The organism is Jeotgalibacillus sp. R-1-5s-1, from assembly GCF_004405105.1.
In the GTDB taxonomy this organism is placed as follows: domain Bacteria; phylum Bacillota; class Bacilli; order Bacillales; family Jeotgalibacillaceae; genus Jeotgalibacillus.
The window spans coordinates 158,369-177,706 of the sequence record NZ_SORW01000002.1 but is presented as its reverse complement, the minus strand read 5'-3'; the positions used below and the strand labels follow the sequence as shown (position 1 = coordinate 177,706).

Here is a 19,338-nt window from a genome sequence, read left to right as displayed (position 1 = left end):
GGCTCACAATGAAAAAGAAAAAAAACTGGTGGAAAAAGAAGCGTTGGATCGCGATAGGTGCGCTGCTCATTATTTATATCAGTGTTCTATTATATCATCAGTATAAGCCGCTCCCAGATGGGATTTCTTATGAGAGCTCAGAGTACCAGATGGAAAGTGTACAGTTTTTTCGTGATCTGACCTATGAACAAAACGGTGAAAGAGTGCTGGATCACGAAATTTTTAACCGTGTCGAACAGGTGATTGAGGAAGCGGAAGAGTTTATTGTTATTGATATCTTTATGATTGATGGAAGGGTTAACGAGGATAAAGGGTATCCTGATCTTGCAGGTAACCTGAGAGATCAGCTTCTCATGAAGAAAGAGGAGAATCCGGACCTTCCCATAACTGTGATTACAGACCCTGTGAACACGGGGTATGGTTCATATGAGGCTGAATGGCTGGTACCTTTAGAAGAATCCGGTATCAACGTTGTCATCACAAACCTCGATCCTCTAAGAGATTCAACGCCACTTTATTCAACCTTCTGGCGTTTGGGACCAGGTTGGTTTGGTCAGGGCGGAGAAGGCTGGATTGCAAACCCGTTTGTCAGCGGCGGACCGGAAATGACGCTAAGATCTTACTTAATGCTCGGTAATGTAAAAGCGAATCATCGTAAAGCGGTCATTACTGAAAAGAGCGGTATGGTCTTATCTGCAAACGCGCATAACGAATCGGGTTTTCACAACAATGTTGCCTATGAAGTCAGCGGACCGATCATTCAGGAGATGCTCAATGCCGAACAGGCAGTTGTCAATTTATCAGATCCTGAGATTCAGCTACCTCAGTATGAAGGAAGTCAGGAGAGTGAAGGTGCGTTAACAGTTAAATACGTGACAGAAGGGAAAACCTATGAAGCAATTCTCTCTGCCATCGAGCAGACAGAGCCTGGTGATGAAATCTGGATGGCAATGTTTTATCTTGCTGAACCTGAGATCGTTAATGCGCTTGAACAGGCTGCACTTAGGGATGTTGAGGTTTCACTTATTTTAGATCCGAATGAAACCGCGTTTGGAAACAAAAAAACGGGACTGCCAAACCGGCCTGTCATCCATGAAATGCTGGAAAACACTGATGACCGTTTAAAAATCAGGTGGTATAATGTGGATATCGAACAGTTTCATCCTAAAATGATTTACCTGAAGTCCAATAATGAGTCCACGATCATTTCGGGATCAGCCAATTTCACTGCCAGAAATTTAACAGATTATAATCTTGAGAATAACCTGATCATCAAAGGCCCGTCATCAAGTGATGTTATGACCGCTACAGAAACTTACTTCAATCAGCTATGGCAAAATGAAGGGGCTGAATATACGGTTCCCGAAGAGGAATTCCAGGGTGTGCTTTCCTTTTGGCAACGTGGTGTCTACGCTGTTCAAAAAGCGCTCGGACTGACTACTTATTAATCTTTCGCAAGGAGTGGCACGATGATAAAAAAGGAATGGATATTACTGTCTTTCATGTCAACAGCCCTCATTGCGAGCGTGTTAAGTCTATCCCTTGTTTTATGGGCCGGACAGGATGATACGAATCAGCCTGAAAAAGCAGAGCAGGAGCCGGCAGAGGCTGCAGAAATTGATGAAAATCAGGAAACTGAACAGCCTGTGGAAGAATCCGTCAGCCAGGATCAGCAGGCTCCCGTTAACACAGACGAAAAATCGGAGCAAACTGACACAAAGTCAGATATGCCGGTACGTCAAAATGTGGATGAAGAGACGAGAGTGAATGAGGTATACGAAAGTCAGGAAAAAGATGAGTCCGTTACTCAACCACTGCAGCCTCAGCTCCCGAAGCAACCAGCTGTAAATATACAGACATCCGATGAAGAAGTTGACAATGAATAGAATAACGATGGTTTACATGAGATGAGATGAGATCTGATTCAATTATCAGATCTCTTTTTTGTTCCATATATAAGATTAATTACCTATATAAGGTTACATATATTACTTGCATTCGGTGAAAACCGTGTGTTACCGTAATAAACGTGTTTTTTTACCGGGGATTTGGGTATACATCTATAGTCCTTCATACAAAATAAGAAAGGAGATTGAAAATGAAAAAAATATCCAGTGTATTTTGGATTACACTTGCGATCGTATTGGCTGCAGTTATTTATGCCATTGCTGCACCTGGAAGCTTTGAAGAAGCAACCGCCAATGCGCAGGCCTTTGTTTCATCAACATTTGGCTGGTATTACTTAATTATCGTAACCGTAATGGTTATTTTCTGTATTGTTTTAGCACTTACTCCGATCGGACAAATTCGACTTGGAAAACCGGATGAACGTCCGGAATATTCTACCAGAACATGGTTTGCTATGCTGTTCAGCGCCGGAATGGGAATTGGACTTGTATTCTGGGGGGCAGCAGAGCCAATGCTTCATTTTGCGAGTGATCCTCCACTTGCAGAGGCAGGCAGTGACCAGGCGCTCCGCGATTCTATGCAATATACTTTCTTCCATTGGGGTCTTCATGCATGGGCCATTTATGCGGTTGTTGCGTTAGCCCTTGCGTATTTTAAATTCCGCAAAAATGAACCCGGCTTAATTTCAGCTACATTAGTTCCGCTTTTCGGTGAAAGAATGCGGGGAGGATGGGGAGTTGTTGTTGATGTCCTCGCTGTATTTGCTACAGTTGTGGGTGTTGCAACAACACTTGGTTTCGGTGCAATCCAGATCAACGGTGGTCTGTCCTATCTTACCGGCATCGATATCAGCTTTACGGTTCAATTATTCATTATTGCAGTCGTAACGGTGTTATTTATGATTTCGGCCTGGACCGGCTTAAGTAAGGGAATCCGTTATCTGTCTAATACAAACATGATTTTGGCAGTTGCACTTTTAGTGGTTATGCTTATTATTGGACCAACATTGCTTATTCTGAACCTATTTACTAATTCGCTTGGTCTTTATGCTCAGAACCTCTTAGAGATGAGCTTCAGATCAGCTCCGCTTGATGGTGGAAATCGTGACTGGATTAATGCATGGACCATCTTTTACTGGGCATGGTGGATTTCCTGGTCACCGTTTGTCGGCATCTTTATTGCCCGTGTTTCACGAGGCAGAACGATCCGTGAATTTATGGCAGGTGTACTTGTACTGCCGTCATTAGTCAGCTTTTTATGGTTTGCGGTATTCGGAACGAGTGCCATTAATGTTCAGCAGAATGGTACAGACTTAACAGGATTGTTAACAGAGGAAGTGCTGTTTGCAGTATTTAATGAATATCAATTCGGAGCCATTCTTTCGGTTATTGCCGTGTTACTGATCAGTACATTCTTTATCACATCTGCGGACTCAGCTACATTTGTGCTCGGAATGCAAACAACTTATGGGTCACTTAATCCACCAAACACAGTAAAGCTGACATGGGGACTCGCACAGTCTTCAGTTGCGGTTATTCTACTATTCTCAGGTGGATTGCAGGCGCTGCAAAATGCGCTGATTGTGGCGGCATTACCTTTCTCATTTGTCATGATACTCATGATGATTTCAACCTATAAAGCGTTGAATAAAGAAAGAAAAGAGCTTGGTTTAATGATTAAACCGAATGTCAACAAAACTGCTTCAAAGAAACCTGAAACAGAATCTGTCTCAAAATAAAAGAATTTAAAAAGCCTCTATCGCGCTGTCTGTGTGATAGAGGCTTTTTAAATCGTATAAATGACAAATTTCAATAAGTGGAAAGGAAGCACATTTTGGGGGATCGATCAGAATATTGTTTGATTAGAAAAGGATTTGTCGATATAGTTAAGTTAAGTAAACTTAACTATTAGTAAAAGAGGTAGCTATTATAATGAAAACCCTTGAAACATCAGTCAAAGAGCTGCTCGCATCCTTTGACGAAATGAGTCACCTTTTAAAAGATGATTTAAAAACGTTAAATCAATTTGACCTTACACCTCAGTCAGAGGCTTACTTATTGTTTTGTATTGAAAAGGGTCCCGTCACTGCAATGGAGATCGCAAGGGAATTCTGCGTCTCAAAAAGCGCAGTCAGCCAGGCTGTTGCCAGACTTGAAAAGGAAAGATTTATAGAGAGGGAACAGAATCCTGATAATAAAAGGGAGACGATTATTTATCTTGGCCCTAAAGGGAGAATGTTTGCCCGGAGAATAAAAGACTTCCATGAGAAGATGGTGAATGATTACTATATACATATTTCACAGCAGGAAATCGAACAGATGGTACGTTCTTTAAAGAAACTGAATGGGATCATTCGTGAAAAAAAGAATCCGTCGAGACAGGCAATTCCTGTTCAGCCGTCTAAGGATTCGTTACAATAGATAAAGTAAGTTTATGAGATTTAAGAAAGCAGAGGTTGTCAGAATGGCTAAGACATCTAAGAAGAAAAAGACCAGAAGGCGTAAAATAGCACTGACATTCCTTTCAGGATCCGTCGTGATCTTTTTTACAGCGGTCTTTATGATTTTCAGTAACGATGAATATAAAGGTAAAACACTTGATATGCTTGAGCAAAGCGGGGCTCCTGTGGAACTGAAAATACCAGAAGAAAACATACCGGTATATAAAAGAGCAGAAGAGACCTATGGAGTGGACTGGAGACTCCTTGCTGCACACCATCGTGTCGAAACACGCTTTTCGTCCATGGATACACTCGTGTCCCCGGTTGGCGCAGAGGGACATATGCAATTTATGCCGTGTACATTTATCGGGTGGACTCATCCCAGCTGTGAAGGACTCGGGGAAGGAGATATTCCTGTTGAAGAACTGACAGATCCTGAAGCGATCGGTTATTACGGCGGCTACGGTGTGGATGCGGATGGAGATGGTGTTGCAGACCCATATAATCTTGAAGATGCTGTATTCAGCGCTGCAAATTATTTGTCACAAAACGGCGCAGCTGACGGCGATCTGGAAAGAGCAATCTTTTTGTATAACAGGAGTGACCAGTATGTAAAAGATGTCCTCGGGTTTTATGAGGATTACAAATTAAAACATCCATAAAAGGGAGAATCGATGAAAAAGTGTTGGATATTGATGGCTGTGGTGTTTTTATCAGCCTGCAGTGAAGAATCGTTATCAGGAGAAGTGACATATGTCGTGGATGGGGACACCCTCGATGTGCAGTTCGATGACGGATCTGAAGAGAGAATCCGCCTACTGCTGATTGATACACCTGAAACAAAACATCCCTCACTGGGTGTTCAGCCATATGGACCTGAAGCATCTGAATTTACTTCGCGACTTGAAGGTGAGCGGGTTGAGCTGGAACTTGATGTGTCTGAAAGAGACCGTTATGGACGTCTGCTGGCTTATGTATGGCACAATGATGAAATGTTTAATGAAAAGCTTCTGGAACAAGGGCTTGCCAGAATAGCAGTTTATCCTCCGAACACCAGATATGTGGATGAATTCAGGGCAATCGAAGAAAAAGCTAGGTCTGAGGGCGTTGGCATATGGTCTATAGAAGACTATCAAAGTGCAGAAGACAGTCCGCTTGAACATAATGGTTGTGAAATCAAAGGGAATATTAATTCGCGGGGAGATCAAATTTATCACACGCCTGAATCTGCTTACTATGAGCAGACCATACCTGAAGTTTGGTTCTGTTCAGAAAAAGAAGCAGAACAAGCAGGTTTTAGAGCGCCAAAATAGGAGGCTGAATTAAATGAAGCCGGAAGAATTTAAGAACTTTGATGCAACTGGGTTAGCCGCACTTGTAAAGGGAAATCAGGTATCACCAAGAGAATTAACAGAAACAGCGTACGAAGTCATCCTGAAAGAAAACCCTCTTGTAAATGCAGTCACCCACCTCAGGTTAGAGGAGGCAAGGATCGAAGCGGAAAACGCTGATGTGACCGCTCCATTTGGCGGGGTGCCTATCCTGTTAAAGGATATGTCTCAATATGTAAAAGGGTCACCAGCCACAGCCGGATCGAAACTGCTTGCTCAGAATAAAGCAGCGCATACAAGTCACTTTGTAAGAAGGCTGAAAAATGCCGGGTTCATCATTCTCGGGCACACAAATGCACCTGAATTCGGTTTGAAAAATATTACGGAGCCGGTATTACACGGAGCATCGAAAAATCCGCTGAACCATCAATACTCTCCTGGTGGATCCAGCGGTGGAGCAGCAGCTGCTCTTGCCAGTGGAATGGTGCCGGTTGCCGGAGCAAGTGATGGTGGAGGCTCAATCAGAATTCCAGCTTCTTTTACTGGCCTGATAGGTCTGAAACCTTCAAGAGGCAGGGTTCCTGTTGGACCGGGGACCGGCAGACAATGGCAGGGGGCAGCCATTGATTTCTTTTTGACTAAATCAATCAGAGACACCGCTCAGCTGCTTGACAGTATGCAGGTTTTTCAAAAGGAAGCCGCATTTCATATTCCTCTTTATGAGGCCGGATATTTAAATACCAGGAATGTGAATAGAAAATACAGAGTAGCATTCTCAACGGATTCTCCTGTTGGAACGCCAGTGAGTGAAGAAGCAAGAATAGCCGTTTATAAAGCGGTTAAGCTGCTAGAAGAAGCGGGATTCGATTGCAAGGAAGCTGTGCCTGCCATTGACGGGAAACAGCTGATTGAACAGTACTATTTAATGAATTCCGGAGAAATGGCCTCACTTATACATAATTTAGAGCAGGCTTTAGGAAGAATCCTAACACATGAAGATATGGAAATTGAATCATGGGCACTGTCACAGGCTGGGTTAAAGCTTTCAGCAGGTGAGTTCAGCCGGAGTCTGGCTGCGTGGGATCAGGCTTCAGCAGTCATGCACCAATTTCATGAAACTTATGATTTGTATATTACACCTGCAGCTGCACATATTGCCCCTAAACTTGGAGAGCTGAACCATTCAGAGAATATGACAGAGCGGCTAAAACAAATCAGTTCATTACCCTCAGCAGCACAGCAGCACCTGATCTATGAAATGTTTGAGCCGAGCTTAACGTATACCCCTTATACTCAGCTGGCAAATTTAACGGGGCAGCCCGCAATCAGTCTTCCAATCCACCAGGCGTCTAATGGAATGCCAATAGGGGTTCAGATCATAGCGCCAAAAGGTAATGAACATTGGCTTATTCAAACCGGCCATCTATTAATGAATGCAGTAAAGGGTTAATGTTATATCAATAAAGCACTCATTTCGGAAACAAGAGAGTCCTCCGAAAATTAAAAAGTTGTCTGAATAGTCTTTTTGAGCGTCATGTTTTGGTATTTTCATTTTACGATAACTTATTCTTATCAAATAACATAACTTTATTGATATTTACTTATGAACTTAGTTATATTAAGATTGAATAGTGCGAAAAAAGTTACATAACGTCGCTTGATAATTTATTTTAGAGGGGGAAAAGCAGATGGCAAACCAGGATTTATTTCAGGCTAAGAAATCTTTTGAGCTTGAAGGTAAACGCTATCATTATTATGAATTAAAAGCACTGGAAGAAAAAGGACTAACGAAAATCGCTAAGCTTCCTTATTCAATCCGTGTACTTCTTGAATCTGTATTACGTCAATATGATGGAAGAGTTATCAAAGAAGATCACATCCGTGACCTTGCAAACTGGGGATCAAAAGATGTGTCTGAATCAGAAGTTCCATTTAAACCATCACGTGTTATTCTTCAGGACTTTACAGGCGTACCGGCTGTTGTAGACCTTGCTTCACTGCGAGATGCGATGTCAAAAATGGGCGGCTCACCTGACAAAATCAACCCTGAGATCCCGGTTGACCTAGTTATTGACCATTCTGTTCAGGTCGACAAGTACGGAACACCTGACGCTCTTCAGGTTAATATGGACCTTGAATTCGAACGTAATGCTGAGCGTTACCAGTTCCTTTCATGGGCACAAAAGGCATTCGATAACTATCGTGCCGTTCCACCTGCAACAGGAATTGTTCACCAGGTAAACCTTGAGTATCTGGCAAATGTCGTTCATGCAATTGAAAACGCTGAAGGTGAAACAATTGCATTCCCTGATACGCTTGTAGGAACAGACTCCCATACAACAATGATCAACGGAATCGGCGTTCTTGGATGGGGTGTAGGTGGTATTGAAGCTGAAGCAGGTATGCTTGGACAGCCATCGTATTTCCCAATTCCTGAAGTAATCGGTGTACGTCTGACGAACCGCCTTCCACAAGGTGCAACAGCAACAGACCTTGCACTGAAAGTCACTCAGGTTCTTCGTCAAAAGGGTGTTGTAGGTAAGTTTGTTGAATTTTTCGGCGAAGGCGTTTCAAACCTTCCACTTGCTGACCGTGCAACGATTGCTAACATGGCACCGGAATACGGAGCAACTTGCGGATTCTTCCCGGTAGATGAAGAGTCACTTGATTACATGCGCTTAACTGGCCGTGACGATAAAGATATCAGCGTAGTAAAGGAATACTTAACACGCAACGATATGTTCTTTACTGCTGATAAAGAAGACCCGACATACACAGACGTAGTTGAGCTTGATCTTTCTGCAGTTGAACCAAACCTGTCAGGTCCAAAACGTCCACAGGATTTGATTCCACTTTCTCACATGCAGAAAGAATTCCATAAAGCACTTACTGCTAAAGAAGGCGTTCAGGGCTTCGGTCTTGAAAAAGAAGAGATCAACAAAGAAGCAGTTGTTGAATTCAACAATGGTGACGTTGCACCTATGAAGACAGGTGCGATTGCGATTGCTGCAATTACAAGCTGTACGAACACATCAAACCCTTACGTTATGCTTGGTGCCGGACTTGTCGCTAAAAAAGCGGTTGAGCTTGGCATGGAAGTACCAAAGTACGTAAAAACTTCTTTAGCTCCTGGATCAAAGGTCGTTTCAGGCTACCTGCGCGACTCTGATCTGCTTGAGCCAATGGCGAAATTAGGATTTGATCTTGTAGGTTACGGTTGTACAACTTGTATCGGAAACTCAGGTCCATTACTTCCTGAAATTGAAAAAACAATTTCAGATAGTGATCTTCTTGTATCTTCTGTTCTTTCCGGTAACCGTAACTTTGAAGGACGTATCCACCCGCTTGTGCGTGCAAACTACCTGGCATCTCCGCCGCTTGTCGTAGCTTATGCACTTGCCGGTACGGTTGATATTGACCTTCAGAACGATCCGATTGGAAAAGGAAAAGACGGTCAGGACATCTTCCTGAAAGACATCTGGCCAACAACAGAAGAAGTGAATGCAATTGTGAAAGCAACTGTAACACCTGAACTGTTCCGTGAAGAATATGAGCGTGTATTTGACAATAACGAAAGATGGAACGAAATTGAAACGAACGATGATGCACTTTATGCATTCTCTAACGATTCAACGTACATCCAGAACCCGCCATTCTTTGAAGGCCTAACAGAACACCCATCAGACATTGAAGAGCTTAAAGATCTTCGCGTTGTCGGTAAATTCGGTGACTCTGTTACAACTGACCACATTTCTCCAGCCGGAGCGATTGGTAAAGACACGCCTGCAGGAAAGTACCTGCGCGCAAATGGCGTGGAAATCCGCGACTTTAACTCTTACGGATCACGACGTGGTAACCACGAAGTCATGATGCGTGGTACATTTGCTAATATCCGTATCCGTAATCAGATCGCACCTGGAACTGAAGGCGGATTTACAACACACTGGCCAACCGGTGAAGTTATGCCAATTTATGATGCTTGCATGAAGTATCAGGAAGAAGGCACAGGTCTTGTTGTACTTGCTGGAAAAGATTACGGAATGGGATCATCCCGTGACTGGGCAGCAAAAGGTACAAACCTGCTTGGTATTAAAACGGTTATCGCAGAAAGCTATGAAAGAATTCACCGTTCAAACCTTGTATTCATGGGCGTACTTCCTCTTCAATTCAAAAAGGGAGAAAGCGCTGAAACACTTGGTTTAACAGGAAAAGAATCCATCGCTGTCAACATCACAAACGATGTGAAACCGCGTGATATCCTGACTGTAACAGCAACATCTGAAGACGGTACAGTTAAACAATTCGAAGTTCTGGCACGTTTCGATTCTGAAGTGGAAGTAGATTACTACAGACACGGCGGCATCCTGCGCATGGTCCTTCGCGACAAACTGACTGTTTAATCATTAAACCAAAAAATGCCTGCACTGATCCACCAGTGCAGGTGTTTTTTTGATTTTCCTACATACCAGACAAGGGGGCAGGTACCACCTGTAGACTCCTGTGAGACTTAACAACGATGTCCGAAAACACACATATTTAATGTAACAGAGGGCCTGCCTCATCCGAAGACTCCTGCGGCAGAGAAGCGACAGGTGAGATAACGTAGTGCGGAGCACTAGTTGGCTCACCGCGCGGCCTTAGAAAAGCGGAGGTGACTTGTCCAGCCCCGACAAGCATAAGGCGAAGATGAAAAGAGGGCTGATTTTTGCCCTCGTTCAGCTTTGACTTATGACCTCGAGGGGCTAGTCGCCGCAGCTAGACACAAACAAAAGCGAAGGATGAGGCAGGCCCGGCTGTATGTAACCAACGATACTTTAAGAAAATCGAATCTATACATAAAACAGAAAAATTTTACAAAAAATTAAAATTTTCAATCAATTTATGTTTATTTCACCTCCATCAGTGTCATACTGTAAGGAGGAGGTGCACTTCATGCGCAATAAAGGAAAAACATTTCAGGAACTGATGGCAGAGAATCGGTCTGACATTCAAAAAGATCCCGTCAAAATGGATCTGATAGAAGAAAAACTTGAAAAAAGATGGCTGGCATTCGGTCAAAAAAACTAATGCAGATCGCATTCTGTCCAGGTGGATAGGGTGCTTTTATTTTGCCTGGGGACATCGTACGTTATAATAAAAGCTATAGAAATTCGAAAGGGTGTATACATACAATGCTAACAGCTGAAAAAACCATAGAAGTCCGGTATGCTGAAACCGATCAGATGGGCGTCGTTTATCATGCCAACTACTTAATCTGGATGGAAATCGGAAGGACGTCACTAATAGAGGAAATGGGCTTCAGATATGCAGAAATGGAAGACGCGGGAATTCTTGCCCCTGTCATGGATGTAAATATATCATATAAAACACCTGTGAGATATGGACAAACAGCAGTGATTCGTACCTGGATGGATCACTACGACGGTCTCAGAACCCATTATGCCTATGAAATTGTAACAGAGGATGGACAGGTTGCTGCCACGGGATTAACGAAACATGTTTGTGTAAAGAAGGAAAATTTCCGTCCTATCTCAGTAAAAAAATATTTTCCTGAATGGCATGAGGCATGTGAACAACACAAAAAAACAGTAGGCAGTAGTTCGATTTCAAAATAGGTAAGAAGGTGAAACAGCATGGCTTTTGGCATTAAACGTGTGGAAATTGCAGAATGGAAGAGGAAAATTGATCAGGGAGAAATCGCATTTCTTACCCACTACTGGCTTGATGACCGTTTTCAGCATATGAAAACCGTCACAAAAGCAGGAGGCAAAAATCTGGAGGATCTTGCTGAATGGGGAAGAAAGTATAACCTGAAGAAAGAATGGATTCACCAAAGAAAAGATGGCTATTCACATTTTGACCTGATCGGCGACATTCAGTACGAGATTCTAAAAAAAGAAGGGCTTGAACAGCATATTAACCGGTTCAATTTGAAACGCCGCTAGATTCACTTTCTTGATACGACAGAATGGAAATCAGCAGAACAGAGACAGGGTCATTCCCTCAGGCTGACCCTGTCTAGTTAAACTATTGTATGACCTGATAATTCCGCGCTGAAGTGTTTCTTTTTACGATTTGGAATAATCGTATTCAGGACCATCCGATTTGCTGCTGTAGCTTACGTTTAAGTCGTGACCATCAAAATACCAGATATCCTTTTCCTCAATAAAGAAGTGAATACCTGATTTTTCGGTTTCTGCTGCCGGTTCTACAGGCTCATCTTTACTGACACCGAGCGAGAAACCTTCCTGAACCTTACTGGAGCCTCCATACCGTGCGAAAAATCGAACGTGCTCACCTTCATCAATTTGCATTTCCTTTTTGAACCATTCAATTACATCATCAGATAGCGAGATATTCATATGATTAAGCTCCTTCCTTTAAAACCTGAGTTTGGTTCATTATAATGTAATCATGACTGACATACAAAGAAAGGGTGTTTTGATGGAAAGAAAATTATTTTTATGGATCGGCCTGTTTATCTTTCCCGGGATGGCATTACAAACGTTGCTCCAGGTTGAGTCTTCTTACTGGATAGAAGCGTTTATAGCAATTGCTGGCGCAGCTGTCATTTATACTGTCCTGATCATGTTAAGTGATAAAAACCGTACAGCATGGCTGGCGAGTCTCACACTGCTTGGAGCAACTGCTGTCTTGTTTATTTTTATCGGGGAATCGGTTTTCCCTCATCATTAAAACGAAAAATGGATGTAGGGATAGCAACTCCCTACATCCATTTTATTTTCGGTTCAGTTCCGTTTTTGATCCTTATTATATTATCTTTATGTCTGATAATGACAAACCCGGCCATGATCGCCACGATAATAAACAAAACAAGATCTTTCGGAAAGATCAGGCAGTAAATAATGGCAAACAGCCCCGCAATCATTGATGACAGTGAAACGTATTTACTGATTTTAAGAGCAATCAGAAAACAGATGACGACCAGTACAAATAACAGCGGTTCATACCCGAGCAGGACACCGGAAGACGTTGCGACTGCTTTGCCGCCTCTAAACCCGGCAAAAATCGGGAAAATGTGACCAATGACTGAAACCGCACCGGCGTACAGCATCAGCTCAGGACGGTCAAAAGCCAGCGGTAATAAGGTAGCGGCGGTTCCTTTAAGAATATCCATGACCGTTACAATAGCACCTGCTTTTTTGCCGAGGACTCTGAAAGTATTGGTTGCCCCAAGATTTCCACTGCCGAAATTTCGAATATCCTTCTTGAAAAATGCTTTTCCTATCCAAAGACCTGACGGGATCGATCCGATTATGTATGCTGCAAGAAACAAAACAACAAGTTCCATTTAATAATCCCCTTATCTTACCGTGAAATTCATATAAATTCACTTATTAATCCATTTTATGTATGAGAACCACTAAGTAAAACCGTCTTATTCAAGTGAAGTTTATATGGTCTATATTATCATGAAAAGCCTGGTTCTAACGATAAAAATTTATTCAAGTTTCGTTTCTCAAAAAAATAATACAAACACCGACAAAAATCGATAAAAAATGTTTATGACGATTTTACTAGGGAATTAAGAAAAAAAGAATGAAAATGGGGGTAGATCTATGATTGTGTTTAAAAATGTCTCAAAAACCTTTGAAGATGGCACAGAAGCCATTAAAAACATGAATTTACATATTAGAGAAGGTAAGCTTGTAGCGCTGATTGGACCAAGCGGCTGCGGCAAAACGACTACGATGAAGATGATTAACCGGCTGATCAGTATTACGTCAGGAACCATTGAAATCGACGGGAAGGATACGAACCAGGTCAGTGAGGTAGAATTAAGAAGGAATATCGGCTATGTCATTCAGCGAATCGGGCTGTTTCCTCATATGACAATTGAGGAAAATGTAGGGTTGATTCCGAAGCTGAAAGGTAAAAAGAAAAATGAGTATATCGAACGCGTTGATGAACTTCTGAAACTTGTCGGCCTTGAGCCGGACATTTATAAGAAGCGTTACCCACTTGAGCTTAGCGGTGGACAGCAGCAGCGTGTCGGGGTAGTCAGAGCGCTCGCGGGTGAACCGCCTATCATTTTAATGGATGAACCATTCAGCGCACTGGATCCGATCAGCCGGGAACAGCTGCAGGATGAATTAAAGCTGCTGCAGTCATCCATTAAGAAGACGATTGTTTTTGTCACGCACGACATGGATGAAGCATTGAAAATTGCAGATGAAATTGTCGTAATGAAAGACGGGGTAATTGAGCAGATTGCTACACCTCAGGAGCTTGTAGAGCATCCTGCAAATGATTTTGTCCGTTCTTTTATCGGAGAAGAACGGATTCAAACACACATGTCTAATCCCTCACAACAGAGTATTGCCTCATTTGTTGAATCATCAATGATATCAGACATAACAAACCAGCACTCATTGGATAAAACAGAATCACTGCAATCAGCAGTGCGTTTTATGCTTAAACACGGACTTGACCATTTATCTGTCACTGATCATGGTGACCCTGTTGGCATAGTAGAAAAAAACACTCTCCTTGCAGTGCTTGCAGGCATTGATCGTGAGGAGGTGAAACAATGATACAGACATTTTTCGATACCGTTATTCAGAGACAGGACTTAATAATTGAGAGTACACTTGAACATTTGTATTTATCCTTTACTGCCATTTTTATTGCCATCCTGATCAGCCTTCCTCTTGGCATATTTATATCACGTAATCAAAAGGTTGCTGAGTTTTATATTGGCATCACTGCCGTTTTTCAGACTATTCCGAGTCTGGCTCTTTTCGGTTTTCTCGTTCCGATTTTAGGAATCGGCTTTGAAACAGCATTAATCGCCTTAATTATTTATGCACTTCTTCCAATTTTAAGAAATACCTATACCGGCATAACTGGAGTGGATGAAGGCGTCATTGAAGCAGGAAAAGGAATGGGTATGACAGGCAGTCAGATTCTTTTTAAAATTGAACTGCCGCTTTCGCTGCCATTTCTGATGGCTGGAATCAGGACTGCAACCGTCCTTACAGTAGGTGTGGCGACACTCGCAACGTTTGTCGGTGCAGGAGGTCTTGGTGACGTAATCTGGAGAGGGCTGCAATCTTATAACAACAACCTTGTGCTGGCTGGTGCGATTCCGGTTGCCCTGCTTGCGCTGTTATTTGATTTTATTTTAAAAATTCTTGAGAAAAAGACAACGCCAAAAGGGTTGAAATCAAAATAAGGGGTGACGGAATGAAAAAATGGTCGAAAGCAGCATCCGGAATAGTCATGGTATCATCAGCAGTTGTCCTGGGGGCATGCGGTAACACATCTGGGAGTGCGGATGAACCGATTATTGTGGCAGGAAAACCATGGACAGAGCAATACATACTTCCACATATTCTTGAGCTCTACATTGAAGGAAATTCTGAGTATGAAGTCGAACTTGAAGAAGGACTTGGAGAAGTGGCGATTTTGACCCCTTCAATTGAGAATGGTGATATTGATATGTACGTAGAATACAGCGGCACAGGGCTTGAAGCGGTGCTGAATGAAAAAGCAGATCAGGGCGAATCAAGCGAGTCCATTCTGGAGAGAGTAAGGGAAGGTTACGAGGAGCGCTATGAAGTGGCGTGGCTCGAGCCACTGGGATTTGAAAACAGTTATACAATGGCTTATGCAGCAGATTCCGGCATTACGGCGACCACCTACACAGAGCTTGCCGGCGTCAGTAACGAGCTTGTCTTCGGTGCACCACACTCTTTTTATGAGCGTGAAGGAGACGGTTATGATGCGCTTGTTGAGGCTTACGGCTATGAGTTTACATCTGCGGAAAGCTTTGATGCCAGTATCATGTATGATGCGGTGAGAACCGGTCAGGTCGACGTTATCCCGGCATTTACAACAGATGGTCGAATCGAGCGCTTTAATCTCGTTACGACTGAGGATGATCTGGGGTTTTTCCCGAAATATGATGCTGTTCCGATTGTCAGAATGGACATCCTTGAAGATTATCCGGAACTTGAAGAAGTCATGAATGGGCTTGCCGGACAGATATCAGATGAAGAAATGCAGGAGATGAATGCACGGGTTGATATTGACGGAGATGATTACCGTACCGTTGCACAGGAATTTTTACAATCAAAAGGACTAATTGAGGAATAGGACGTGAACATATGAAAAAAACAGCTGTATTAATCACAATCTCATCAACATTAATTTTAGGAGCATGCGGATCAGATTCCGGAAGTGGATCAGACCTTGATCCGATTGTTGTATCCGGTAAACCGTGGACGGAACAATATATTCTGCCGCATATTCTGGAAATGTATATTGAGCATCATTCTGATTACGAAGTGGATCTGCAGGAAGGACTTGGAGAAGTGGCCATTCTTCAGCCTGCGCTTGAAAATGGTGATATTGATATGTATGTGGAATACACAGGTACAGGACTTGAAGCCGTATTGGGTGAACAGGCAGACGAAGGAGAATCAAGTGAGAGTATTCTTGAACGGGTCCGTACCGGATATGAGGAAGCGTATGAAATTACCTGGCTTGAGCCTTTAGGGTTTGCCAATGATTATACGCTGGCTTTTGCTGAAGATGCTGATTTTTCAGCAGAAACATATTCGGACCTTGCAGAGATTTCGAGTGATCTGACCTTCGGTGCACCTCACGCTTTTTACGAGAGACAGGGTGACGGATACGATGCACTGGTTGAAGCCTACGGCTATGAGTTTGCTGCTACAGAAAGCTTTGATGCAAACATCATGTATGAAGCTGTCCAAAATGGTGAAGTAGATGTGATCCCTGCTTTTACAACAGATGGTCGTATCGAGCGCTTTAACCTACAGACGACTGAAGATGACCTGGGGTTTTTCCCTAAATATGATGCAGTGCCTGTAGTCAGACAGGAAGTGCTTGAAACGTATCCTGAACTTGAAGAAGTACTGAGTGGCCTCTCAGGTCAAATTACGGAAGAAGATATGCAAGCCATGAACGCCCGTGTTGATATTGACGGAGATGATTATGCAACCGTTGCAGAGGAGTTTTTAATGGAGAAAGGCTTAATTGAATAGGAGGATCAAGATGATCAATAATCCCTCAAGAGAACAGATCAAGGAAATTCTGGACACGTCAAAAAGAATTGCGGTGATAGGTTTAAGTGATGATCCTTCAAGAACATCATACGGAGTATCTGAAGCGATGCAGGCATCGGGATACGAAATTATTCCTGTCAATCCAATGATTAAAGAAGCTTTAGGTGTTAAGGCTGTGAAGAGCCTGTCAGAGATTGAAGGTAAAATTGATATTGTGAATGTTTTCAGACGATCAGTATTTCTACCGGAACTTGCAGAGGATTTCCTAAAGTCTGATGCACCCGTTTTCTGGACGCAGCTTGGCGTGATGGATGAGGAAGTATTCCGTAAAATTGAATCAGCAGGCCGCACCGTTATTATGGACCGGTGTATCAAGGTTGAACACAGTCTGACCAGATCCTGAAGAGATGGAACCAGCGCATTTGCGCTGGTTCCTTTTCTATGATTACCAATCGTATCATTAGCAAAAATAATGATAGAAAACAGCTAAAATGAAAGCTGCAACGAAAGAAAATTTTCAAGATGCATTTGAAATCATTCATAGAAAAAGGATAGAATATGATGGGAACCAGGTGAAATATGCTATAATAAAGAAAAACGAACACCTGTTTGTACGGTTGGAAGGGGAATTATTTGTGGCTAAAAAAGCAATGATGGAATATAACGATGATGCTATCCAGGTGCTCGAGGGACTTGAAGCAGTCCGCAAGCGTCCGGGGATGTACATCGGTTCAACTGATGCCAGAGGACTTCACCATCTGGTTTATGAGATTGTAGATAATTCCGTCGATGAAGCACTCGGCGGATATGGCGAACGAATTGATGTGAAAATCCATGAGGATGACAGTATTTCTGTTAGGGATTTCGGACGTGGAATGCCGACAGGGATCCACCGCTCAGGTAAGCCGACGCCCGAAGTCATTTTTACCGTTCTTCATGCTGGAGGAAAATTCGGACAGGGTGGATACAAAACGAGCGGAGGCCTGCACGGTGTTGGCGCCTCAGTTGTTAATGCACTATCAGAATGGCTAGAGGTAACGATCTACCGTGACGGCTTTATTTATAAGCAGCGGTTTGAATCAGGAGGTAAGCCGGTTACGACGCTTGAGAAAACCGGTAAAACAAAAGAATCCGGAACTTATATTCACTTTAAACCGGACCCATCGATTTTCAGCGTTACTCATTTTAATTACGAAACGTTAAGTGAACGCTTGAGAGAAAGTGCTTTTTTACTTAAGGGTTTTACAATTGATATTGAGGATAAACGTGACGGCAACAAAGAAACGTTTAAATTTGATACAGGGATTGAAGCATTTGTTTCATACCTTAACGAAGAGAAAGATACGCTCCACCCGGTTGTGTCATTTGAAGGCTCACAGAACGGCATCGAAGCGGAATTTGCTTTTCAGTTTAATGACGGATTTTCTGAAACCGTTCTGTCCTTTGTCAATAATGTAAGAACAAAAGACGGCGGAACTCATGAAGCGGGTGCAAAAACAGCAGTCACCCGCGTATTCAATGAATACGCGAGAAAAGTAAACCTTTTGAAGGAAAAAGATAAAAACCTTGAAGGATCAGATATCAGGGAAGGTTTTGCAAGCGTCATTTCTGTCAGGGTTCCGGAAGAAATTCTGCAATTTGAAGGACAGACCAAAAGTAAACTTGGGACAACAGAGGCAAGGTCTGCCGTTGATGGCATTATTGCAGGGGAACTGCTTTATTTCCTTGAGGAGAATCCTGAGATCAGTACGCTGCTAATCAAGAAAGCAATTCGCGCACAGCAGGCGAGGGAGGCAGCAAGAAGAGCCAGGGAAGATGCACGTAACGGAAAGAAAAGAAAAAAGTCAGATACGATTCTTTCCGGAAAGCTGACACCTGCGCAGTCAAGAAATGCGGCTAAAAACGAATTGTATCTCGTCGAGGGTGATTCTGCCGGTGGAAGTGCAAAGCAGGGACGTGACCGGAAGTTTCAGGCTGTCCTGCCGCTCCGCGGAAAAGTAATCAATACGGAAAAAGCCAAGCTTGCAGATATTTTTAAAAATGAAGAGATTAATACGATTATCCATGCAATCGGTGCAGGTGTAGGGGCTGATTTCAATCTGGACGATGTTCAGTACGATAAAATTGTTATCATGACCGATGCCGATACGGATGGTGCACATATTCAGGTCTTACTTCTGACGTTCTTCTACCGTTATATGAAACCGCTTGTGGAGGCCGGAAGAGTATATATTGCCCTGCCACCACTGTATAAGGTAAGTAAGGGAAGCGGAAAGAAAGAAGTAATTGAGTATGCATGGACAGATGATGAACTCGGTTCGGTTACGAAAAAGGTCGGTAAAGGCTATATGCTTCAGCGTTACAAAGGACTTGGTGAGATGAATGCTTCTCAGCTCTGGGAAACAACCATGGATCCCGCTACGAGAACGCTGATACGCGTCAGAATCGATGATGGTGCAAGAGCGGAACGCAGAGTAACCACATTGATGGGGGATAAAGTAGAGCCGCGCAGAAGGTGGATTGAATCCCACGTCGCTTTTGGACTTGAAGATAATCAGAATATTTTAGAGAATGAGTCAATCATGGTTTCGGAGGAGGAATAAGC

Annotated in this window: 20 protein-coding genes; 18 read left to right on the top strand and 2 right to left on the bottom strand. The window is 42.9% G+C overall.

Translation table 11 applies throughout. From position 1 onward, the window contains the following. The first annotated feature begins 8 nt into the window (after positions 1-8). The 11 genes from E2491_RS00940 (at position 9) to E2491_RS00890 (ending at position 11,624) form a co-directional block, all read left to right on the top strand. A complete protein-coding gene (locus tag E2491_RS00940) occupies positions 9-1,448 on the top strand; it encodes a phospholipase D-like domain-containing protein (protein ID WP_134371608.1) in 1,440 nt (479 codons plus the stop codon). A gap of 21 nt (positions 1,449-1,469) precedes the next feature. Beyond that, positions 1,470-1,886 carry a hypothetical protein gene (locus E2491_RS00935; protein WP_134371606.1) on the top strand — a complete coding sequence of 139 codons (417 nt, stop codon included), beginning with the start codon at positions 1,470-1,472 and terminating at the stop codon, positions 1,884-1,886. A gap of 212 nt (positions 1,887-2,098) precedes the next feature. Next, positions 2,099-3,646, top strand: coding sequence for a glycine betaine uptake BCCT transporter (locus E2491_RS00930; protein WP_134371604.1), 1,548 nt, complete (start codon positions 2,099-2,101; stop codon positions 3,644-3,646). A 193-nt stretch (positions 3,647-3,839) separates the two neighbouring features. Then, complete coding sequence (locus E2491_RS00925) at positions 3,840-4,328, top strand: MarR family winged helix-turn-helix transcriptional regulator (protein WP_134371602.1); 489 nt, start codon at positions 3,840-3,842, stop codon at positions 4,326-4,328. A 43-nt stretch (positions 4,329-4,371) separates the two neighbouring features. Beyond that, positions 4,372-5,010, top strand: coding sequence for a lytic transglycosylase domain-containing protein (locus tag E2491_RS00920; RefSeq protein ID WP_134371600.1), 639 nt, complete (start codon positions 4,372-4,374; stop codon positions 5,008-5,010). A gap of 12 nt (positions 5,011-5,022) precedes the next feature. After that, positions 5,023-5,661, top strand: a complete 639-nt coding sequence (locus tag E2491_RS00915) for a thermonuclease family protein (protein WP_134371598.1) — start codon at positions 5,023-5,025, stop codon at positions 5,659-5,661. A 13-nt stretch (positions 5,662-5,674) separates the two neighbouring features. Next, positions 5,675-7,129, top strand: coding sequence for an amidase (locus E2491_RS00910; RefSeq protein WP_134371596.1), 1,455 nt, complete (start codon positions 5,675-5,677; stop codon positions 7,127-7,129). A 238-nt stretch (positions 7,130-7,367) separates the two neighbouring features. Beyond that, positions 7,368-10,079, top strand: coding sequence for an aconitate hydratase AcnA (acnA, locus tag E2491_RS00905; RefSeq protein WP_134371594.1), 2,712 nt, complete (start codon positions 7,368-7,370; stop codon positions 10,077-10,079). 532 nt (positions 10,080-10,611) lie between these two features. After that, entirely contained in the window at positions 10,612-10,746 is a 135-nt protein-coding gene (locus E2491_RS00900; RefSeq protein WP_166805758.1) for an FbpB family small basic protein, read from the top strand. Positions 10,747-10,850: 104 nt separating this feature from the next. Then, positions 10,851-11,294: an acyl-CoA thioesterase gene (locus E2491_RS00895; RefSeq protein WP_134371590.1), complete on the top strand. Its 444-nt coding sequence runs from the start codon at positions 10,851-10,853 to the stop codon at positions 11,292-11,294. Between the two features lie 18 nt (positions 11,295-11,312). Next, complete coding sequence (locus E2491_RS00890) at positions 11,313-11,624, top strand: hypothetical protein (RefSeq protein WP_134371588.1); 312 nt, start codon at positions 11,313-11,315, stop codon at positions 11,622-11,624. A gap of 123 nt (positions 11,625-11,747) precedes the next feature. Here the strand turns inward: E2491_RS00890 and E2491_RS00885 are convergent, their stop codons facing one another. Next, positions 11,748-12,041, bottom strand: a complete 294-nt coding sequence (locus tag E2491_RS00885) for a HesB/YadR/YfhF family protein (protein ID WP_134371586.1) — start codon at positions 12,039-12,041, stop codon at positions 11,748-11,750. 82 nt (positions 12,042-12,123) lie between these two features. Here E2491_RS00885 and E2491_RS00880 point away from each other — a divergent pair, with 82 nt between their 5' ends. Continuing rightward, positions 12,124-12,375, top strand: a complete 252-nt coding sequence (locus E2491_RS00880) for a hypothetical protein (RefSeq protein ID WP_134371584.1) — start codon at positions 12,124-12,126, stop codon at positions 12,373-12,375. A gap of 31 nt (positions 12,376-12,406) precedes the next feature. Here the strand turns inward: E2491_RS00880 and plsY are convergent, their stop codons facing one another. Then, positions 12,407-12,991, bottom strand: coding sequence for a glycerol-3-phosphate 1-O-acyltransferase PlsY (gene plsY, locus E2491_RS00875; protein ID WP_134371582.1), 585 nt, complete (start codon positions 12,989-12,991; stop codon positions 12,407-12,409). Positions 12,992-13,259: 268 nt separating this feature from the next. On the opposite strand from plsY, the gene E2491_RS00870 reads away from it, so the two are divergent. From E2491_RS00870 to parE, 6 genes are all read left to right on the top strand, one after another. After that, the gene (locus E2491_RS00870; RefSeq protein ID WP_134371580.1) at positions 13,260-14,234 is read left to right on the top strand and encodes an ABC transporter ATP-binding protein; all 975 of its coding nucleotides are present in this window, start codon (positions 13,260-13,262) and stop codon (positions 14,232-14,234) included. Continuing rightward, on the top strand, positions 14,234-14,875 hold the full coding sequence (locus E2491_RS00865) for an ABC transporter permease (protein WP_134372252.1): 642 nt from the start codon (positions 14,234-14,236) through the stop codon (positions 14,873-14,875). Before E2491_RS00870 ends, E2491_RS00865 begins: the two co-directional genes overlap by 1 nt. 11 nt (positions 14,876-14,886) lie before the next feature. Beyond that, the gene (locus tag E2491_RS00860; RefSeq protein ID WP_134371578.1) at positions 14,887-15,798 is read left to right on the top strand and encodes an ABC transporter substrate-binding protein; all 912 of its coding nucleotides are present in this window, start codon (positions 14,887-14,889) and stop codon (positions 15,796-15,798) included. An 11-nt stretch (positions 15,799-15,809) separates the two neighbouring features. Next, the gene (locus E2491_RS00855) at positions 15,810-16,712 is read left to right on the top strand and encodes an ABC transporter substrate-binding protein (RefSeq protein WP_134371576.1); all 903 of its coding nucleotides are present in this window, start codon (positions 15,810-15,812) and stop codon (positions 16,710-16,712) included. A 13-nt stretch (positions 16,713-16,725) separates the two neighbouring features. Beyond that, positions 16,726-17,136, top strand: coding sequence for a CoA-binding protein (locus E2491_RS00850; protein ID WP_244093849.1), 411 nt, complete (start codon positions 16,726-16,728; stop codon positions 17,134-17,136). A 247-nt stretch (positions 17,137-17,383) separates the two neighbouring features. Further along, a complete protein-coding gene (parE, locus tag E2491_RS00845; protein ID WP_134372250.1) occupies positions 17,384-19,336 on the top strand; it encodes a DNA topoisomerase IV subunit B in 1,953 nt (650 codons plus the stop codon). The last annotated feature ends 2 nt before the right edge of the window (positions 19,337-19,338 follow it).

Coding starts and splice junctions, on each gene's coding strand:
- E2491_RS00940 (WP_134371608.1), top strand. CDS start 9: ATGAAAAAGAAAAAAAACTGGTGGAAAAAGAAGCGTTGGATCGCGATA.
- E2491_RS00935 (WP_134371606.1), top strand. CDS start 1,470: ATGATAAAAAAGGAATGGATATTACTGTCTTTCATGTCAACAGCCCTC.
- E2491_RS00930 (WP_134371604.1), top strand. CDS start 2,099: ATGAAAAAAATATCCAGTGTATTTTGGATTACACTTGCGATCGTATTG.
- E2491_RS00925 (WP_134371602.1), top strand. CDS start 3,840: ATGAAAACCCTTGAAACATCAGTCAAAGAGCTGCTCGCATCCTTTGAC.
- E2491_RS00920 (WP_134371600.1), top strand. CDS start 4,372: ATGGCTAAGACATCTAAGAAGAAAAAGACCAGAAGGCGTAAAATAGCA.
- E2491_RS00915 (WP_134371598.1), top strand. CDS start 5,023: ATGAAAAAGTGTTGGATATTGATGGCTGTGGTGTTTTTATCAGCCTGC.
- E2491_RS00910 (WP_134371596.1), top strand. CDS start 5,675: ATGAAGCCGGAAGAATTTAAGAACTTTGATGCAACTGGGTTAGCCGCA.
- acnA (WP_134371594.1), top strand. CDS start 7,368: ATGGCAAACCAGGATTTATTTCAGGCTAAGAAATCTTTTGAGCTTGAA.
- E2491_RS00900 (WP_166805758.1), top strand. CDS start 10,612: ATGCGCAATAAAGGAAAAACATTTCAGGAACTGATGGCAGAGAATCGG.
- E2491_RS00895 (WP_134371590.1), top strand. CDS start 10,851: ATGCTAACAGCTGAAAAAACCATAGAAGTCCGGTATGCTGAAACCGAT.
- E2491_RS00890 (WP_134371588.1), top strand. CDS start 11,313: ATGGCTTTTGGCATTAAACGTGTGGAAATTGCAGAATGGAAGAGGAAA.
- E2491_RS00885 (WP_134371586.1), bottom strand. CDS start 12,041: ATGAATATCTCGCTATCTGATGATGTAATTGAATGGTTCAAAAAGGAA.
- E2491_RS00880 (WP_134371584.1), top strand. CDS start 12,124: ATGGAAAGAAAATTATTTTTATGGATCGGCCTGTTTATCTTTCCCGGG.
- plsY (WP_134371582.1), bottom strand. CDS start 12,991: ATGGAACTTGTTGTTTTGTTTCTTGCAGCATACATAATCGGATCGATC.
- E2491_RS00870 (WP_134371580.1), top strand. CDS start 13,260: ATGATTGTGTTTAAAAATGTCTCAAAAACCTTTGAAGATGGCACAGAA.
- E2491_RS00860 (WP_134371578.1), top strand. CDS start 14,887: ATGAAAAAATGGTCGAAAGCAGCATCCGGAATAGTCATGGTATCATCA.
- E2491_RS00855 (WP_134371576.1), top strand. CDS start 15,810: ATGAAAAAAACAGCTGTATTAATCACAATCTCATCAACATTAATTTTA.
- parE (WP_134372250.1), top strand. CDS start 17,384: ATGATGGAATATAACGATGATGCTATCCAGGTGCTCGAGGGACTTGAA.